The 18878-nt window shown below is 46.7% G+C and carries 15 protein-coding genes and 1 riboswitch; of the genes, 12 read left to right on the top strand and 3 right to left on the bottom strand.

The genetic code is table 11. From position 1 onward, the window contains the following. Positions 1-86 precede the first annotated feature (86 nt). The gene (locus AC50X8_RS21645; protein WP_056043814.1) at positions 87-872 is read right to left on the bottom strand and encodes an AraC family transcriptional regulator; all 786 of its coding nucleotides are present in this window, start codon (positions 870-872) and stop codon (positions 87-89) included. Between the two features lie 223 nt (positions 873-1095). On the opposite strand from AC50X8_RS21645, the gene pyk reads away from it, so the two are divergent. The 8 genes from pyk to AC50X8_RS21605 all read left to right on the top strand — a co-directional run bounded on the left by pyk (position 1096) and on the right by AC50X8_RS21605 (position 8462). Continuing rightward, positions 1096-2517 (top strand): pyruvate kinase, encoded by a 1422-nt coding sequence (gene pyk / locus AC50X8_RS21640; protein ID WP_056043818.1) that lies wholly within the window; start codon positions 1096-1098, stop codon positions 2515-2517. Positions 2518-2860: 343 nt separating this feature from the next. After that, positions 2861-4192 (top strand): SPFH domain-containing protein, encoded by a 1332-nt coding sequence (locus tag AC50X8_RS21635; protein WP_494881402.1) that lies wholly within the window; start codon positions 2861-2863, stop codon positions 4190-4192. Positions 4193-4283: 91 nt separating this feature from the next. After that, a complete protein-coding gene (locus tag AC50X8_RS21630; RefSeq protein ID WP_494881400.1) occupies positions 4284-4766 on the top strand; it encodes a hypothetical protein in 483 nt (160 codons plus the stop codon). Between the two features lie 48 nt (positions 4767-4814). Beyond that, positions 4815-5363, top strand: coding sequence for a hypothetical protein (locus AC50X8_RS21625; protein WP_155973664.1), 549 nt, complete (start codon positions 4815-4817; stop codon positions 5361-5363). Positions 5364-5496: 133 nt separating this feature from the next. Then, complete coding sequence (locus AC50X8_RS21620) at positions 5497-5844, top strand: hypothetical protein (RefSeq protein ID WP_056043829.1); 348 nt, start codon at positions 5497-5499, stop codon at positions 5842-5844. Positions 5845-5879: 35 nt separating this feature from the next. Continuing rightward, positions 5880-6407, top strand: a complete 528-nt coding sequence (locus AC50X8_RS21615; RefSeq protein ID WP_056043831.1) for a hypothetical protein — start codon at positions 5880-5882, stop codon at positions 6405-6407. Between the two features lie 95 nt (positions 6408-6502). Continuing rightward, positions 6503-7024, top strand: a complete 522-nt coding sequence (locus AC50X8_RS21610) for a DJ-1/PfpI/YhbO family deglycase/protease (RefSeq protein ID WP_056044072.1) — start codon at positions 6503-6505, stop codon at positions 7022-7024. Between the two features lie 223 nt (positions 7025-7247). Continuing rightward, complete coding sequence (locus tag AC50X8_RS21605) at positions 7248-8462, top strand: response regulator (protein WP_494881397.1); 1215 nt, start codon at positions 7248-7250, stop codon at positions 8460-8462. A gap of 48 nt (positions 8463-8510) precedes the next feature. Here AC50X8_RS21605 and AC50X8_RS21600 read toward each other — a convergent pair whose 3' ends face one another. After that, complete coding sequence (locus AC50X8_RS21600) at positions 8511-9005, bottom strand: GNAT family N-acetyltransferase (RefSeq protein WP_063892706.1); 495 nt, start codon at positions 9003-9005, stop codon at positions 8511-8513. A 227-nt stretch (positions 9006-9232) separates the two neighbouring features. On the opposite strand from AC50X8_RS21600, the gene AC50X8_RS21595 reads away from it, so the two are divergent. From AC50X8_RS21595 to AC50X8_RS21580, 4 genes are all read left to right on the top strand, one after another. After that, complete coding sequence (locus tag AC50X8_RS21595; RefSeq protein WP_494881395.1) at positions 9233-9703, top strand: hypothetical protein; 471 nt, start codon at positions 9233-9235, stop codon at positions 9701-9703. Positions 9704-10062: 359 nt separating this feature from the next. Further along, positions 10063-10147, top strand: a riboswitch (cyclic di-GMP riboswitch). A gap of 13 nt (positions 10148-10160) precedes the next feature. Beyond that, positions 10161-10976, top strand: coding sequence for a transglutaminase-like domain-containing protein (locus tag AC50X8_RS21590; protein ID WP_056043845.1), 816 nt, complete (start codon positions 10161-10163; stop codon positions 10974-10976). A 283-nt stretch (positions 10977-11259) separates the two neighbouring features. After that, complete coding sequence (locus AC50X8_RS21585) at positions 11260-17133, top strand: SdrD B-like domain-containing protein (RefSeq protein ID WP_494881393.1); 5874 nt, start codon at positions 11260-11262, stop codon at positions 17131-17133. A 216-nt stretch (positions 17134-17349) separates the two neighbouring features. After that, positions 17350-17994: a class D sortase gene (locus tag AC50X8_RS21580; protein ID WP_056043851.1), complete on the top strand. Its 645-nt coding sequence runs from the start codon at positions 17350-17352 to the stop codon at positions 17992-17994. A 93-nt stretch (positions 17995-18087) separates the two neighbouring features. On the opposite strand, the gene AC50X8_RS21575 is transcribed toward AC50X8_RS21580, so the two are convergent. Further along, on the bottom strand, positions 18088-18804 hold the full coding sequence (locus AC50X8_RS21575; protein WP_494881391.1) for a GGDEF domain-containing protein: 717 nt from the start codon (positions 18802-18804) through the stop codon (positions 18088-18090). Positions 18805-18878 lie beyond the last annotated feature (74 nt).

Below are 18878 nucleotides of genomic sequence, written 5' to 3'. Positions count from 1 at the left end.
CAAGCACGGCCTAAACCTATTCTTGACTCCAATTAGAATGATAATCATTATCGAAATCAATGTCAATGTTTCATTTATTGGGAGATTCAAGGTTGAGTTTTGGCGCGCTCTTTCATATAAAAGGTCGGCGTCCTTCCCGTAAAACGCTTGAACAGCCGCTGAAAATAAGAAACGTCGCGATAGCCGACAAATTCAGCAACCTCACCAACCGTCAGCATCGAATCGACGAGCATATAAATCGCTTTTTTCATCCGCGTATCATGAACGAAGGTGCTAATCGTTTGCCCAGTGACACGGCGGAACAGGGTAGCAGCATAATTGGGGCTTTTCTGAATGTAGCTGCCTAGCTCTTCCTTCGTAATTTTTTCACGATAATGGTTGAAAATATAATGCTTCATACGCTCTACTTGCTGATTCGTATCAGCCATTGCGGGACCTTTATTCCATTCGCGGTTCCAGACCGCCAGCCATTCCGTTACGACAGCTTGGGCGATGATAGGCGCATACTCGGCTTGCTCCAGCCATTCCGCATGAAGATGCTTCATTCGGGCCAGCAGCATGTCGTACATGCCAATGCGGGATTTCACCCACGTCTGGCGCTGAAGCAGCGGCAATACGGGAGCAGAAGACAAACTTAATGTAACAACAAACTTCTCATGAAAAACAGTAGGCACACATTTTCCATAATACGCTTGGTTCGGCGGTATATAGAGCAGGTCGCCTTTCTCGGCGATCACCTTCTCGTTCTCAATCCAATAGACGACCGTCCCATAGCTGACCAGAATCAACGCTGCTTCGTTCGTGTTTTTTGTGTTTTTTTCGTAAAACCATTCCATTCCTCGGTCCTGTCGAACCGCTGTTACTTGCAGCATTTGGGCCATCGGCCTCCTTATCAAAAATATAAGAAATTATAAGTTTCACTCTTATATTCAGCTTATATTTCACCCTCGAAACGGAAGCTTTGCGGCCAAAGGACGGCGAAAGCCGTTTACGCTTGAACAGTACTATATTACATTTAGAATACTATATTTCGTAGTCGATTGAAACGGCTAGGTTTATAATAGGGGTATAAATGTTCAGGAGGAATGAGACTTCATGCGTAAAACCAAAATTGTTTGTACGATGGGACCTGCTTGTGATTCGGTTGATACTTTAAGGGAAATGATTCGATCGGGGATGAATGTGGCGCGTCTGAATATGGCGCACGGGGAACTGGAGGATCATGCCCGGCGTATTGAGCGGATTCGCGAAGCGGCTGCTGCTGAAAATGCAATCGTGCCGATTTTGCTGGATATTAAAGGACCAGAGGTGCGGATTGGCAAGCTGGAGGAAGCTTCTTACATGCTGGTGGCTGGCGAGACGCTGACACTGACGACGGAAGAAGTGCTCGGCAATGGCCGCCGCATTCATGTTAACTATAGCGAGCTTCCGCTTGTCGTGAAGCCTGGCAATACGATTTTGCTTGATGATGGCCTGATTGATCTTGAGGTGGCATCGGTGGAAGCGACGGAAGTACACTGCACGATCGTAAACGGCGGTCTGATCAAGCCGCGCAAAGGCGTTAACCTGCCGGGCATCCGCACGACGCTGCCAGGCGTAACGGAGCGCGATATTCGCCATATTCACTTCGGCATTCAGCAAAACATCGATATTATTGCGCCTTCCTTCGTAAGAAGAGCGGAAGATATTTTGGAAATTCGCGAGCTGCTGCAAGCACACGGTGCTGGCCACGTTCAAATCATTTCGAAAATTGAAAATGAAGAGGGCGTCGTAAACCTGGATTCCATCATTGCAGCTTCGGATGGCATTATGGTTGCCCGCGGCGACTTGGGCGTTGAAATTCCTGTTCAGGATGTGCCTTCGATGCAGCGCGACATGATTAATAAGTGTAACGTAGCAGGCAAGCCGGTTATTGTTGCGACCCATATGCTGGATTCCATGCAAGTAAACCCGCGTCCTTCACGCGCAGAAGTGAGCGACGTTGCAGGTGCGGTTATGCAAGGAACAGATGCAATCATGCTGTCTGGCGAGACGGCTGCAGGCAAATATCCGGTTCAATCGGTTGCAACAATGGCTGCTATTGCGCTTAAGGCGGAGTCCCAACTGGACTACTATGCAGGCTTCCAGGAGCGCCGTCAGCTTGCTTCCACGACAATTACTGAAGTCATTAGCCAAGCGGTCGTCAGCTCATCTCTGGAGCTGAAGGCGAAAGCGATTCTTACTCGTACGGAAAGCGGCTTTACGGCGCGGATGGTATCCAAATATCGCCCGCAATCGCCAGTTATTGCGATTACTTCCGACGAGAAAATTTTGCCGCTATTGGCGCTGATTTGGGGCGTTATTCCGGTGAAGGGCACGAAGACTGGCACGACGGACGAGCTGCTGCATGCGGCAATGGCGGATGCGGAGCAAACCGGGCTGCTTGCTGAGGGAGATTTTGTCGTCATTACGGCTGGAGCGCCTGTTGGCTTATCCGGTACGACGAATTTGATTAAAATCGAGCAATACGGCGTATAGCCGCAAGCCTAGACACGATAAGCTGAACGCAAATTAAACGCAAGCTAAACGATAAGACATGGATGATAGACTGGCCTAGGCGGGGCAGGATTATCGATCCATGTCTTTTTTCTTAGGTTAGGCTTGCTTAGTAAAGTCGAATGCTGGAGAAATTAGCTTAAATCTGTGGAATATGGACCATAATTTTGTTGAAAAACAGGAAAATTGTTCTTATTATTAAATAATAGAGATAGAAGTTTTGATAGTGCAGTGAAAAAGGCGAAGCTTTTCTTGCAGAATAGCCTCTGTTTCGTCAAGCTGCTAGTGAGTGACAAAAAAGTCAACATGTTAGAGGTGAGAGGGAATGGCTATAGTAGAGGTGGTCAAATACGACGGTTCACCGGACGTATACGCTTGGAAATATCCGAATGCGGAGCTAGGTACTTGGACGCAGCTCATCGTTAATGATACGCAAGAGGCGCTGTTATTCAAGGGCGGTCAGGCGCTCGATTTATTCGGGCCCGGCAGGCATACGCTCAGTACGCTTAATATACCGATTTTAAACCAGTTGGTTAATATTCCTTTTGGCGGGAGATCGCCGTTTTCGGCCGAGGTGTGGTTTGTGAACAAGCAGGTATCTCTCGATGTGAAGTGGGGAACGGCGTCGCCGATTCAATTGCAGGACCCGAAATACAATATTGTCATTCCGGTTCGGGCTTTCGGCCAGTTCGGCATTGCAATTGAGGATTCACGCCGGTTTTTGTCCAAGCTGGTTGGAACGCTCCCGCTGTTCAATCAAGAAACGCTGTCCAAACATTTGCGCGGCATGATTATGATGAATATTAATGAGCTGCTTTCTTCCTATCTAGTGTTCAAAAAAGTGAGCCTGCTTGAAATCAACGCCTACATCGGCGAAATTTCCAAGCACGTCGAAGAACGAGTTGGGGCGCTGATGCACCCATTCGGCATTCGGCTCGTTAATTTCTTCATTGATTCCATCAGTACACCGGAGGATGATGCCTCGCTGAAACGGCTGCGCGAAGCGCTTGCACGCAAAGCAGAGATGGACATTATCGGCTACAACTACCAGCAGGAGCGTACCTTCGACACCTTGGAGGGCGCAGCGAAAAATGAAGGCAGCTCGCAAGCTGGCGTCATGGGCGCAGCCCTCGGACTTAGCATGGGAGCGGGAATTGGCGGCATATTCGGCAGCCAATTTGGACAGCTGGGCGAGCAGCTGTATGGAGCAGCCGGCGCAGCTCAGGTTTGTCCAAGCTGTCAAAGCCGCAACGATGCGCAGGCGAAGTTTTGCAACAGCTGCGGCAAAGGGCTTGCTGGCAGCTCCGCTGGCGGTCAGGCAGGAGCGCCGAGACCGATTCATAATTGCGATAAGTGCGGCATGCCGCATCGGGAAAATTCCAAGTTTTGCGCCAACTGCGGCGATGCTTATAATCCTTGTCCAAGCTGCGGCGCGGATTGTGCGGAGGATGCAGTCAATTGCAGCGCTTGCGGCGAGACGTTGCCGCGTCCGTGTAGAGGCTGCGGCGAGCAAGTAGCTGCAAGCGCTAAATTTTGTCCGCACTGCGGCACCAGCAACAACAGCGGAAGCCAGCAATGTCCAGGATGTCGTCATGAAGTGCAGCCGGGGCAGAAGTTTTGTCCGGAATGCGGGCATGGACTTGCTGGCAGAGCATAGCTCTTTTGCTGCTCGAGTGCAGTGCACAGGGGACGCAAATATTGGGCTGTGGCAGCTATCAAAAGCAGCACATTACTGCGCGTGAGACGTAATGGCGTTGCTGCTGGGAAAGAGGGAAAGCTTCATGAGTTTGCTGTTTCGCGTAATTGGAGTGGGATTATTGCTAATTGTAGGTTATATGCTAGGCGGTTTCGATAATAGGCCAAGTTCGCTTTTATTTACACAAAAAGTAGGAATATATTTATTAGGAGCGATTCTTCCTGCTTTGTTCTTTTTTATTATGGCGTATTTTTTTGCCAAGAGTGAGAAGAAGCGTGATGACGCATGGGTCGCAAACATCCGGGCGACCCATGCCACGATACAACAAAATACCTTCGAGGCTAAAAAAATGGCCGACGAAATGAGGCATGCCCGTTTGCAGAGAGAGCAGGCAAGGGAAGGCAGGGCTCCAGCGGGCAGCTCAGGACAAGGGAGAAAATCTGTTGCTTGCCCAAGCTGTGGCAACCATACGATGCTATGGCCTAAACAAACAATCCTCTGCGAATATTGCCATGCAAGTATTGAATACCGCTAGGTGTAAAGGCTCCTATGCCATGCAGAGCGAAAGACGGGGTGAATGAAAATGGCAGCTGGTTTTTGGCACAAGGCAATTGGCGTATTCTGGGCTGCTTTAGGTCTCATCTTATATCCGAATACATTGGACCCAAGTTATGGATTAGATGGACTCATAGCCTCTTGGGTTGTCTTCTCTTTATTTCCTGGCGCTTCCCTTTTTTGTGTTGGGGTAAGGAAGAACAGGCGTTTTAATTGGAAGCAAAAATATTTAAATGAACAGGAGCCATATCTAGTCCAGTTTCGAATAGAGCTACAGAAGCTGGAGCATGAGCAGGAGCTTGCAAGAGAAGAACGCGAACGAGCCGAGGAAGCGGAAGCAACGGCTAGGCTAGAGGCTGAGAAGGAAGCGACGCTGGCGGCTTTGCGCGCAGAAACAGAGGCAGCGGCAAGGCGCGAAGCCGCGAGCCGTACATCACCGCCTCCACCGTCGTCTCCGCCACCGCCACCCCTCATGCCTAAAAATATCAGTTGTCCGGGTTGTGGCGCGAGAAAGGTGCTGCAGCCTATGCAGAGCGTGGAATGCGACTATTGTGGAACGATGCTGGTGTATAGTTAATTTTAAGCCAGCCTATTTGAGGGTCTCCAAAGAGAAATAAGAGCAGCAAGCGTTTAGCCTATAGCGGGTTTAACGGATGCTGCTTTTTTTACTAGGGTAAGAGATTCAATATAATAGCAGCTTATGGTCTCAAATGATTGCAGCAACGAAAGGGAAAGGGGATAGCGGGATGGGTGGAGTACTTAAAATAATTGCAATCGGATGTCTTGTGAATGGCATGCTGTATATGCCCTTATATAGAGCAGGTGAGATGTCCTTCGCGGAGCAGGCTTTATTTTTCGGGAAATATTTCGGGATAACAGCGGCAGTCATATTTATATTGGCGGCAATGATCGAGAAGGTCGATAAAATAAAACAAAAAGAATACATGGAAAAAGCACAGAAGTATTCAGCCAGCTTGGAGCAGCGATTGCATGAGATGCAAAACGAAACAAGTGAGCTGAAGAGGGCAAGACTTGCACGAGTACAACATTTAAATTAAAGAGACTGGACGATGATACAGAGGCGGGATGAGCAATGCGGAAGGGATACGATTCATCTAAAATGATTTCGTATGTAAACGGAATTGTGTGGTTAGTTATTGGTGCTTTCTTTATTAAAAATGGAATATCGACTCCAAATCGGGAAGAATTAATGTTTTATATTCTTCTTTATTCCTTGATTTTCGTTTTCCCAGCATGGATTGGAGTGTACCTTGGTTTGCGCTATTCGAACCGTAAATCAGTCCAAAAGAAGCATAAGGAAACGATTGATTCTTTAGAGCTTGAATTGCATATCGCAAGACAAGAGCTATTGCATGAGAAAAGTCTTGCTGAAAATGAGGAGCAAGCGAGAAAATCTGCAAGAGAAGCGGAGGAGCAAGCGGCAGCAGCTGCCCGTTTAGTAGAGCAGACAGAACACGATAATGCAAGGCAGAGCTCTCCGCCCCCAGCATCATCTGAACCTAAAACAATCAGCTGCCCAGGCTGCGGGGCGAATAAGGTGCTTCTTCCCCAGCAAAGCGAGGAATGCGACTATTGCGGGAGGATGCTCGTGTATCGTTGATGGAATATGAACAGCAGGATTTGTTTGCGAAACCTTTTTTTAGGGTAAAGTAACATAGAGCCCAAACAAGAAGGAGCGTGTAAATGATGACGCAAATGAAGAAGGTGGCTTTTCTGCTGGCCGATGGCTTTGAAGATTCAGAAATGCAAAATCCGTATGATGAAATGGTGAAAAATGGCCATGAGGCGGTTATTATAAGCTTGCGCAGCAATGAGGAACTAAAAGGCAAGCAGGGCACAGTTGCCTATAAGTCGCATCTTGCGATTAATGAGGCGAAGGCGAGCGATTATGCGGCTATTATTATTCCTGGCGGCGCATCACCTTCCCACTTGAAGGAAGATGCGGCCGTGCAAGCTTTTGTCAAAGAGGCTGATGAAAAAGGCATTACCATTGCTGCCATTTGCCATGGCCCGCAAATTTTGGCGGAAGCTGGTTTGCTGCAAGGACGCACACTGACGGCTTATCCAGAGCTGGAGCAGGAAGTGCAGGCAGCCGGGGGGCATTTTCGCAATGAGGAAGTCGTAGTTGATCGTAATTTGATTACTTCCCGTACGCCAGAGGATGAGCCGGCTTTTATTCAAGCAACGATTGAACAACTGGGCGTCAACGCCTGGTAGACTGTCTAGCAGAACAACTGGATCGTGTATTCCATCTATTATCGCTGCGAGTTTTGCCTGTAGGCAAAACCAAAACCGCAAATCGCAAGAGCAGCAAGCGTTTGACCTGCCTTAGGTTTAACGCTTGCTGCTCTTTTGCTATATAAATTTTCCTGAATTTGTAACGACTATTCATGCCAAATGATTGCGGCAACTATTTAACTGCATTATAATTGTTGTCAGCATGGCAGAGTTTGTGAACGAGTGGTTATTTCGTATATTAAAGGAGTCAAGCATGAAGGTTATCCTTGTAGATGATGAAAGCCTCGCTTTGGATTACTTGGAGCGGCAACTCGTGAAACTAAATAACGTAGAGGTATTGGGGAAATATGAGGATCCAACGGTCGGGAAAGAGCGGATTTTGCTTGATCTGCCGGATGTTGTATTTTTGGATATTAATTTGCCCGAAGTCAGTGGCATTGCGCTTGCCGAGCAACTGCTGGAGGTAAGACCAGAGCTGAATATCGTATTTGTAACCGCTTATGATGAATATGCAGTGAAAGCTTTTGAGCTGAATGCGCTGGATTATGTCGTCAAGCCGATCCATCCTGAGCGGTTAATGAAAACGATGGAACGGATTCAGAAGCGGCTGGACTCCCATGTGAAGGATAAAGGGCAGGCCGTGCAGCAAGTGATAAAAACGAATGAGGAGCAGCACCTGATTTTGCAGCTGCTGGGGCAGTTCAGTGTCGAATTTTCTGGAAAAAAGGATGCAGCCATACGTTGGCGTACGACAAAGGCGCAGGAGCTGTTTCTGTATTTGCTCCAGCATCGCGAACAGCTGGTAAGGAAATCGCTATTAATCGATTTGCTATGGCCCGATAATGGGACGGAGAAAGTATATGCCCAGCTGTATACGACGGTGTACCATATTAGGAAAACGCTTGATCAGTTTGGAAAGTGTTTTCACATCGCCAATACAACAGAAGGATACATATTGACGCTTAATCAGGTTGTGCTGGATGTGGAGGAATGGGAGAGAGGAATTGCTGCTGCACCGCCGCTAGCGGCGGCAACCCTTGCGGAATACGAGGAGGCTATGAATCTTTATCGAGGCGATTATTTAAAGGATTATGATTATTGGTGGGCGGAGAGCGAACGCCAGCGCCTGAAGCGCCTGTGGCTGAATACTTCCTATCGCTTGGAAGCTTGGCATGTCGAGCATGGCCAGCTGGATAAAGCGATTGCCGGATATATTCGAATTATCGAGGAGCATGCGCAGGCGGAAGAGGCTTATTTTGCCTTAATGCAGCTGTATGCGTCTAAAGGGAATCATCTTATGGTTAATCAGCAGTACAATGCTTTAACCGCCGCGCTGATGGAGGAATTGAACGAGCAGCCAAGCGCATACATTACAGAATGGTACAAAGATTGGAAAAGCGGCGTTAATGGTTTGTAGACTGGTGAAGGAAACAAAATGGTAAATAATTGGAGGGGCAAGCGAGTGCTATTGACTTTTTAAACCATAGCCCTCATAAATAGCTCTCCAATCCAATGGCCGTGCCATTCTTCTTTCTACTTGCTCGAGAGGCTTAAAACCATACTTGGCATATAAAGTCTGAGCATCTTTTGTACCTAGATTAAAGCTTGTTCCTTTTAGTTTGGGGTGCTCCAATATGGTTTCTAATAGCCACTTGCTAAGTCCTATACCTCGAAACTCGGGTATAACAAATACATCCCCTAACCAGGAAAAGCGGACAAGGTCGGTGACAACTCGCGCAAAACCAACTAGCTTCGCTTGTTCCTTAAGCGGATTCCCCTGATAAATGCCGTAGCACAAAATGGAGTGTTCAATGGCTGCTTGTACAAGTTCTTTGTCAATTCCGTTTGCCCAATAAGATTCCTCGTTTAGAAATTTATAAATCGTTTCAATATCCAAATAAGCTTTATTTGTGCTAATTGTAAATCCGTCGCTTCTAGTCCAAAGTTTTTGTTCTTCCAAAGGGCTGCAGTCCTTTCTGAGTATTCCTTTGAATTATCATACTGTTGAAGGAATAAAAATTCAATATTCTATGCGGCCTATTATTTTGTAAGTTTTGCGAGATTAAACAGAGATTTTGTCGAGAAATTGTAGAGTTGCCCTATTTATAATGGAGGAGTAGGTGAAAATGGAGACGGACAAGCTTTACGAGCTTCATTTTCAAAAAAATAGCATGTCCAAAGGAATGGTTGAAGAAGATGATGATAACCGAGAAGCGGCAAATGAATGTCATTCGCCATTTTCGCTATCCTGAGCTGGCTTGCTGTATAAGCGAGGGAGCCCAGCACCTACGACAGCTGAATTTGAATCAAATGACCGATTACACCATCGTTCGTGGCTTTTATACCCATCATAGAGGTCATTTTATTGGCATTACAGCTACTTCTGAGGGGCCTTTGTTTTTTTATGACAAGCAGTATTTTCAGCTTTCGGAAGGGAAATTTATGATTACTCTGGAGCATGATGATAAGCGGAACACGTTTTCTTTTTGGTGGGACGGGGTGGAAATATGCCGCCTGAACTACCAGCGTCAGCTTTATCGGTACAATGAGGGAATCGTAGATGATGGTATTCGTGATTTTTTTGCGTGGCTTTATTTGTCGACAGGACCAAGGAAGTTTTGGAGATTCCAAAAGTTTTACACGGTCAAAAGCAGCTAAACGCTGTTTCGGGTATCGGAATTTTATCAACCGACATAGGATTGATAAAACGCATGATGGAGTTGAAGCGAGATGGGCGCAGAACATTTGAAAGAATTTCAAAGCTTGAAGCACGAAGATGAAATGCGGTATATGCTCCTGCTTAGAGACGTAAAGGGCATGCTTAAAGAGCGGAAGGAAGAGCCTTTTATGAAACGGTTAAAGCGGAGATGGATGAAGAAAAACCAGAAAATACAAGCCTCAGCCTGGAAATAAAAAAGATTTAACGTATTGTTTATTGCAAATAATGGGTATATACTAGAGATAATCATAGTTTAATATAAGGTAGTTTTTCTACCTAACACCACTTACAAAACTTTACACGATAACGGCAAACCTGTCGAAAGGCAGGGACGCAAAGCTAAAGGGCCTTCTCTATTATTAGATGGCAGCCTAGCCACCGAAGGGAGTTTTTTTTATGCGCAAAAGTTTAACGGTTATGATTTTGCTGGCGTTGATTCTGTCCGTGTTCCCTCAAGCAACTGCTCAAGTGGCAGCGGCAGCTGGGACAAGCTGGCTCGACGAATCCAATGTGGATAAAGGAAGCATCGGCATTCGTTATGAGGTCAAGTCAGGCGTAGATACAAGGCTGGTTGTAGCCAAAGACGGCAAAAATTATACGTATGCGCTCCGGACAAACCAGACAGAAGAATGGTTTGCGCTTCAACTGGGCAATGGAGATTATACGATTTCATTATTGGAAAACGTAAGTGGTACCAAAAAATATAGAGCAGTTCATACAGGCAAAGTTACCTTGAATTTGAGTGACAGCAGCCTCGTCTATTTGAACTCCATACAAAATATTGATTGGAGCAGCAACAGCAAAGCGGTTAAGAAAGCATTGGAACTGACTAAGGGAGCAAAGACGGATACCGAGAAGGTAACGGCGGTTTACAATTATATTGTAGCGAATATTTCTTACGATCATCAGCTTGCGGCTAAGGTGACCAACGATTATTTGCCTCAAATCGATCGTACCTTTAGTTCGCAGAAAGATATTTGCTACGGCTACGCTGCATTAATGGCAGGCATGCTTCGCAGCTTGGACATTCCGGCCAAGATGGTGACGGGCAAAGCGTCTGATGTATCAAATTATCACGCTTGGAATGAAGTATATTTGGACGGCAAATGGATCACGATCGATACGACGCTTGATGCTGGCCTGAAGAACAGCAAGAAAGCGGGCAAAATGATTAAAGACAGCTCGCGTTATACGGCTGCTAAAGTTTATTAAACGGAAATAAACACATATAACTCAATAGGTACACACAGAAGCTTCGTCTATCCTTCATCGGATGGACGAAGCTTTTTTGCAGTTATTTAGCTGACGGATAAAGGGGAGGCTTGTAAAGTTTTTGTACAGTTGGGCTGGATATAATTTTCTTATTTGAATACAAGGAGGAAGAGGATGGAAAATGACGTGGTATTCGTAAGGTAATGTTTTTGTACTAGGCATTATCGGTATTCACAACAAGAGAGAAACTAGAGGAGATAGAGAAAAAGAGAGGATTGATGAGATGCCCGCAAGTAGACAGAGAGCGATCAGGCACAAGATTTCCTGGATCATGCTGCTCGTTTTGCTGCTGCAAGCTGCATTACAGCCATTCGCAGCACCGGTACAGGCAGCAGGACCGATTACAGGGCTGACTTTTACAAAGACAGCCAGTGTGAGCACTGTTAATGTAGGAGATACCTTCAAGTATACGATCTTGTATCAGGCAGATGGAGCGACTCATGTCGGTAAGAATGTAACGATTGTTGATACAGTACCGGCACAATTTGAAATTGTAGATGGCTGGGAGGATGGAGGCTGGGATACGAAAAATGGCCAAACTCTAACCGTCAATGCACATCCATTGCCTTCCGGTACTTCGGTGAAGCTGGAAATTCCCGTGAAAGCGAAGCCGACTGGCTCAAGCTCGGTTGTGCCTACGACGAATACGGCGACGATTACACTCGTTGATTCAGCGGAAAGTACAACGGCATCGGCGAATGTAACGATTAACGCGGACCCGAATCCGGTAGCTACACCGACGCCTACAGCAACACCGACGGCGACGCCAACTGCTTCGACCTACGACAAGTGGTGGGCTTATAAAAGCCAAGCTACTGGATTTGGCAGCACAGTTCCGATTATTGGCGGAGCGGTTGAGTATACGGTAGGCATTAAAGGCGAAGCCGGCAATGATAACCCTGGCAGCTTGAAAAATGCGACGTTAGTCGATACACTGCCGCCAGATGCTGTATATGTGAGCTCAACAGAAGGCGGTGTCTATGATTCAACAGCTCGCACGATCACTTGGTCGAATATTGAGCTTGCTTCCGGACAATCTTTCGAAGCGAAAGTATCGGTCACCTTCCCTGACGATTTAGGGTATGGTCATCCGACCGGAACACCGCTGGAACGCAAAAATAATGTTGAAATTTTGAGCGGTTATACGCTCGAAGGTGGCGGCTCGGTCACTGATCCTGACGCTGATGTGACAACTAAATTCGGAGAGCCAGTATCTGGCGTTTCCGGACTAACCAAGTCGCGTGTTTACCAGTATCGCTGGCATGGCCAAACACAGAAGTTCAACATCGGCGGCATCAGCAATACGGGGACGAATGTAAATACCTCTTTGTCGAACCTGGTATTGACAGATGTGCTGCCTGCGGAAATGGACTACAGCAGCATTAAAATGCCAAATGTTTTCACTTCCCAGCTTCGTTATAAAACAAGCGATGGTACGACTGAAACTTGGCATGCGTATAGCGGCAGCCTTGCGCCTAACGGCACAATTACAGTGAGCACGACAGCTGGTACGAACCGCATTGTGCTAAATGCTGGCGAATTTTTGGTTGCCTTGGAGTGGTCGTTCAGCACCCTAGCTCCAGGAGGTACAATTGGCGGCATTGAAATTACAGGGACCGTTAGAGATTTTGCTAATGGCACGAACACCCCTGTCGTCCACGGTGATCAAGTAACGAATCAAGTCACGCTGGATTATCAAGCGCTGAATGTTACCATTCCGGGCCAATGGGATGACAAGCCTCAGAAAACGGCTCAGGCAGATTTCAACATCAACAATGAGAAGCCATGGCTTGTAGCTAATAAAGCGATTGGAGCGGGAAATTTCCGTCCACTCAGCACGGTGCCGTTCACACTTACGGTCCGCAACGATATTAAAGCAACGGGACCTTATATTAATCCAGTTGTCTATGATTTATTGCCAACAAGCTTTGATTATTACACGAATCCTAAAATAGCTGATCCTGCTGCGGCACTGGCAGCCTCGTTTACATTTACGGGCACGCCTGCTGGAGCAAGTGCTCCACAGCTGGAGCTTGTTGATAAAAACTGGAACGGTACGGGACGGACCCTTGTGAAATGGTCATGGTCCGACGGCACCTCTTTTGCTCCAGGTACAAGCTTTGAAATCAGCTATAAAGGCGAGGTCCGTGCAGGTACGCCTCAAGGTACTACCTACACGAACGATATGTATATTACAACAAGCGATCCAAATTCAGAGTTCTGGCATACAGGGGATTCCGCACAGGATAATCCGCAAAGTTTGCCAGCGTGGCAAACACGCAACAATACGATTAAAGATACAGTTATAGGCTTTGATCCAACGGCGGGAACGGATGAGTTTTTTGTTCATGCTTCAGCGAACGTAACGGTACGCAAAGCATCTCTCGTCCAGTCGACAAAATGGAATCAAGGCGATTTGGAGCCTATTTTCCGGGCATCAGATGATGCTACGTATGATGGAGAACCAGCTCTTCCTGTACAGCCATTTGATTATGATGGCGATATTGAATACACCGAGTACCCGCGCTACAGCGTAACGTACGAAGGCGGAACAGCGGATTACAGATTGGCAGTTCGCAATAGCGGCAATACGAGACTCGGCGTCATTGATGTGCTGGATATTTTGCCGCATGTAGGCGATAATGCACTGCGCGTCAACAGCGGTTCGCCTTATGAAGCAAGGGGCTCCCAATGGCAGCCTAACCTAGCGGAAGTACTCTCTTCCGGCAATAAAACCTTTACATCCTCAGCGGCAGCGGGAAGCAGAACGGTAAACTACACGCTGTCCGCGTATTACAGCAAGTCGGTTAATCAGGAGCAGGTTGTCAATTTCACGAATGTGAATGACAGCAAGCAGGGCTGGATCGAACAAGGGAATTACCAAAAGGATGATTTGACAGACATCAAATCGCTCTACTTCCAGCTGTCGAACATTGTAGGCAGTGATGGAGCATCTGGACTTGCGCCAGGCGACTATATCGTATTGGATTGGAAAATGGATGCCCCTGTAGGAGCACCGACAAATGAAGTAGCTTGGAACTCTTTTGCCATTCAAGCAACTGAAATCGGTGCAGGCAATGATGAAGGCAGCAAAATGCTTCCAACAGCGCCTAACAAAGTCGGCTTCCTGATTCACCCGAATGACGAGCATGTACCGCTTGGCGAAATCGGCAATTTTGTCTGGTTCGACAGCAACCGTGATGGCACGCAGGATGAAGAATATCCAGGCGACAGCGGCCAAGGTGCAGGTATTAACGGCATTACCGTAAATCTGTACAAAGCGGGTGAAACGACACCGTTCAAGTCAAGCAAGACAGGCTATCATTACAATGGAAGCCCAGGCTACTATTTGTTCCAGGGACTTGAGGCAGGAAATTATTTCGTAGAGTTTGTGCTGCCAGATCGCTACATGCCGACGACAGCCAATGTGCATGGCGCAGATCCAAGCCATACGAATGACAATGACTCCAACCTGGTAACGAAAGGCGCTGCAGTAGACGGTTATACGCCATATCGTACGGATACGATCAGCTTGGGTACTGCTGGTAAAATTCCGACAATCGATTTGGGCTTAATCGAAACAGCATCACCTACTGGCGAGTCTTACCCAACCATCACGTTTGAGAAAGAAATTACAAGTGTGACGCAAGGCTCCTCGACAATTGCTCCATCGCAGCAATATGTAGTGGTAGGGAACGATGTGCATTATAAGCTTTCTTTGAAAAATACATCTTCTGTTACTTTGCATAATTTTAAAATTTCAGATGCGCTTGACAGACTGCAAGCTGGCTTTGAATTTACTAAGCTGACGTATAATGGCGAGGAAGTTGCCTTGAATGGCGGCAGCCATGACAGACCAGACATTATTGGCCAGTTGGCTAATAGCGGAACGAATCCGTCTATTGTCATTAAAAATCTTGCAGCAGGAGCGGGATTGACGCTTGAAGGCGTATACCGTGTCACGAGTGCGGATTTGGATTTGACAGATTTGGATAATGTAGCAACCGTGTATTACAATGAATCCCCTGATCCGATTAAGGATGAGGCTAGCATTCCGACAGCAGGGCTTAAGATTGAGAAAAGAGGCAGTGCAGTCGCTGTATCCGATACAGCAGCAGGAAGCTGGATTAACTACACGGTTAAAGTAACGAATACAGGCAAACGCGATTTAACGAATGTTGTGATTACGGATACGAAAGTATCCGGCATACCGAGCATTCCATCGCTAAAATCTGGGGAATCGAAGGAATTTACGTATTCCTATCAAGTAACATCAGTAGATACAGCAGCGGCTTCCATTATCAATGTGGCTAAAGCTGTTTCCGATGAAACACCGCCGGTGACGACTGAGCATGAAATACCTGTCGTTTCGGATGAGCGGGGCTCCATCGGCAATTATGTATGGCTTGACCGTAATGAAGATGGGCTGCAAGATGCAGCGGAAACAGGCATTAATGGCATTATCGTTAAGCTTTATGACGATGCAAACCATGTATTGGCTGAGACCGTGACGCATGATGAAAATGGCAAGCCAGGATTTTATTTGTTTGCCGGATTGCCGCAAGGCGATTATCATGTCCAGTTTGTCATTCCGGCAGAATACGGCGTAACGAAGCCGGAAGCTGGAGCGGCAGATGTGGATTCCAACAAAACGGATGGCCAAGGAATAACCGAGGTCATTACGATTGGGCCGGCAGGCTGGAATGATCTGACGATTGATTTGGGTCTTGTTCCACGCGGAGAAATCGGGAATTATGTATGGCTCGACCGCAACCGTGATGGCTTGCAGAACGAAGATGAGAAAGACGGAATTAATGGCATTGTGGTGAAGCTGTATAAAGGCAGCAGCACAGGTACGCCTGTAGCTGAAACTACAACAGCGAATGATGCAAGTGGCAAGCCGGGTTATTATTTGTTCGATAATTTGCTTGCAGGCGAATATTATGTTCAATTCGTTTTGCCAAGCGATTATTTGAAAACAAGCGCGGAGCAAGGAGCGAACGCAGCCCTTGATTCCAACGCAACGGATGCAGACGGCATAACAGTCAAAATTGTTATTAACGAGACGGCTGGCTGGGTTGATCATACGATTGACCTTGGCGTAGTTGCCAAAGGGGTTATTGGCAATTATGTATGGTTTGACCGTAATGACAACGGCAAGCAGGATGAACTGGCTGCGGATGGCCGCAATGGCGTTACCGTACAGCTTTTTGATCAAAACAAACAGCAAATTGGAGAAACCATTACAGCAAATGATGCGAGTGGAAATCCTGGCTATTATTTGTTTGATCAATTGCCAAGCGGACAATATTTTGTGAAATTTATTGTGCCAACTGGCTACACCGTAACGAAAGCTGAGGCAGACGGCGTGTCTGCTGAGGAAGATTCAAACAAACAGGTAGATGGATACACAGAAGTTATTGTTATTGGTGAAGGAGCGCCGCGTGGCTGGGAAGATTTGACGATTGACCTTGGGCTTATTAATAAGCCAACTAGTCCAGGTGGAAATTCGGGCAACCCATCAGTACCGACGCCGACACCTACGCCAACAGCAACACCGTCTCCTACACCAACACCTGCTGTAACGGAGACGCCAACAGCGACGCCTAAGCCAACACCGGTGGCTCCAACTCCTGTTCAGCCAGGCACACCGACACCAGCACCAACGGCGACTCCTGTAGTAGAGAAAGATAAGACTAAGGAAAATACGCCAGTTGAAGGTAAAGTTGATGTTCCGAAAGGTGGAAATACAGACGTTGGCAAGCAACCGGAGCATGGACAAGTAACGGTTGACGATAATGGACAATGGGTGTATACGCCTGACCCAGGTTATACAGGCAAAGATGATTTCTCCATTATTGTAAAAGATGCTGACGGCAACGAAGAGGAAATTTTATTTGAAATTGATGTGGATGAAATCCCGCTCGGGGTAGTGGAGGATTCGGATGAAGATGGAGATGGAAATAAGCCAGCACCGAATAACCAAGGCACACTTCCGAAGACAGGTGAGTCCAGTCAATTGCCAATCCAGCTCGCAGGCGCTGCATTAATTGCCCTTGGAGCTATATTGCTTAGAAAAAAACGCTCACGTCCTTAAGCGTGATGCAGTAAGCTTCATAAGAGTAGAAAATTTTTGATTCTGTACGCATTCTACTCTGCACATACGGCCTCCAAAACGAAGATTTTTCATTCGTTTTGGAGGTTTTTTTATAGAAGCGTGTGGCCTGTAGAGAAACTGTAGAGCCAGGCTCTGCATAATAGAGAAGCCTATTCAGTTTAGTTAAGAGACATATAAGCAGAGGGAGCTGAGAATTTGCGTAAAATCGCAATTATATTGGTAGCGCTCGGAGCGCTGCTGCTCATTTATCCGCAGTGGAATGAATGGATGGCTGATCGGGAGCAGGACAAGCTGTTAAAAGAAGCGCTGCTGCTCATGGATACGCCCGAGCCTGTAAATATGGGGGCCGCACAAAGCTACGCACAGCTGAATGATATGTTAAATGCAGGAGAAGAAACCGAGGATGAAGCAGCTTCCCTATTAAACGATTTTCAAAATGGCAAGCCCATTGCAACGATTACGATAGATCGTATTGATGTCTTATTACCGATCCTAGAGGGCGCTACTAAGGCGAATATGAAGCATGCGGCTGTACATATGCGAGAGACCGCTATTTTTGGGGAGGAGGGCAATGCGGCTGTAGCAGCGCATCGTGCCCATACAACCGGAAGGTTATTTAATCGGCTGAATGAAGTAGAAATTGGCGATGAAATTGTCGTGCAGACGAGCACTGCCAAATTTATTTATAAAGTGTACGAGACGTTAATTGTGGAGCCAACCGAATTATCAGTTTTAGATAGTGTCCCGGGAGAAAATATACTTACACTTATTACCTGTGATCCGCTCATTAATCCGACGCACAGGCTAATTGTACACGCTCGTCAAATAGAGACACTATAGAGGTGCGTGATTGCTAAATAGGAAAGAAAAAGCAAGGAGCCACTCTCAATCCACGGAATAAATGGACGAAGTAGAACTCCTTGCCTTGTGGTTTTATGGCTTAGCTTGATTAACATTGCCGTATTTTTCTTTCGGGAGCTTGCTTCTGCCTTCCCGGAAGACAAAAAATCCATTTTTGCCTTGTTTCTTGGCCACATACATCGCAGCGTCCGCTTCTTTTACAAGCATATCATGCTCAGCGTTGCGGGCCGTGCACATCCGAATACCGATACTCACCGTAATTAACACGTGATAACCTTCGACTGCATAAGGCGTCGTCAGTTTATCCAAAATTTGCGTGGCAGCCCGTTTCGCCATAATAGGATCGCAGTTTTTGAGAATCATAACGAACTCATCACCGCCAAGCCGGAATAACTCACGGCTTTTTTTAGACTCCACCTGTTGTAAGCGAACGCTGACCTCCCGAAGCAGTGCGTCTCCAACATGATGACCGAAGCGATCATTTATTTCTTTAAAGTGATCCAGATCGAGATAGAGAATGGCCATACTTTTTTTGCTGCGATATGTTTTCCAGAATTGCTCAAGCCCATGACGATTATATAGACCAGTAATACCGTCCCTAAAAGCAAGCTTCTTCAATACTGCTCTCTCAACAAGCATGGCACGCATTATTATGATTAGTACGGTAATGATGATGACCATAAAGGTGTTGAAGAAGAAAGGAAGGTTCTGGTTAGAGTAGATTGGCTCGGGGAGTCTGAACAGTTGCGTGAAAAACAGCACCAACATTCCCGTTATTGCGGCAATCATAATGGAGGTCGGGAGAATCTTAACCCATTTTTTTAAGCGCATGTTTTATCACCATATTTATTTTTTTTGTTCCC

It is taken from the genome of Paenibacillus sp. JT22N15 (assembly GCF_059383755.1).
This window is presented reverse-complemented; position numbering and strand designations above follow the sequence as displayed.

Coding starts and splice junctions, on each gene's coding strand:
- AC50X8_RS21645 (WP_056043814.1), bottom strand. CDS start 872: ATGCTGCAAGTAACAGCGGTTCGACAGGACCGAGGAATGGAATGGTTT.
- pyk (WP_056043818.1), top strand. CDS start 1,096: ATGCGTAAAACCAAAATTGTTTGTACGATGGGACCTGCTTGTGATTCG.
- AC50X8_RS21635 (WP_494881402.1), top strand. CDS start 2,861: ATGGCTATAGTAGAGGTGGTCAAATACGACGGTTCACCGGACGTATAC.
- AC50X8_RS21630 (WP_494881400.1), top strand. CDS start 4,284: ATGGCGTTGCTGCTGGGAAAGAGGGAAAGCTTCATGAGTTTGCTGTTT.
- AC50X8_RS21625 (WP_155973664.1), top strand. CDS start 4,815: ATGGCAGCTGGTTTTTGGCACAAGGCAATTGGCGTATTCTGGGCTGCT.
- AC50X8_RS21620 (WP_056043829.1), top strand. CDS start 5,497: ATGATTGCAGCAACGAAAGGGAAAGGGGATAGCGGGATGGGTGGAGTA.
- AC50X8_RS21615 (WP_056043831.1), top strand. CDS start 5,880: ATGCGGAAGGGATACGATTCATCTAAAATGATTTCGTATGTAAACGGA.
- AC50X8_RS21610 (WP_056044072.1), top strand. CDS start 6,503: ATGAAGAAGGTGGCTTTTCTGCTGGCCGATGGCTTTGAAGATTCAGAA.
- AC50X8_RS21605 (WP_494881397.1), top strand. CDS start 7,248: ATGGCAGAGTTTGTGAACGAGTGGTTATTTCGTATATTAAAGGAGTCA.
- AC50X8_RS21590 (WP_056043845.1), top strand. CDS start 10,161: ATGCGCAAAAGTTTAACGGTTATGATTTTGCTGGCGTTGATTCTGTCC.
- AC50X8_RS21585 (WP_494881393.1), top strand. CDS start 11,260: ATGCCCGCAAGTAGACAGAGAGCGATCAGGCACAAGATTTCCTGGATC.
- AC50X8_RS21575 (WP_494881391.1), bottom strand. CDS start 18,804: ATGATTGCCGCAATAACGGGAATGTTGGTGCTGTTTTTCACGCAACTG.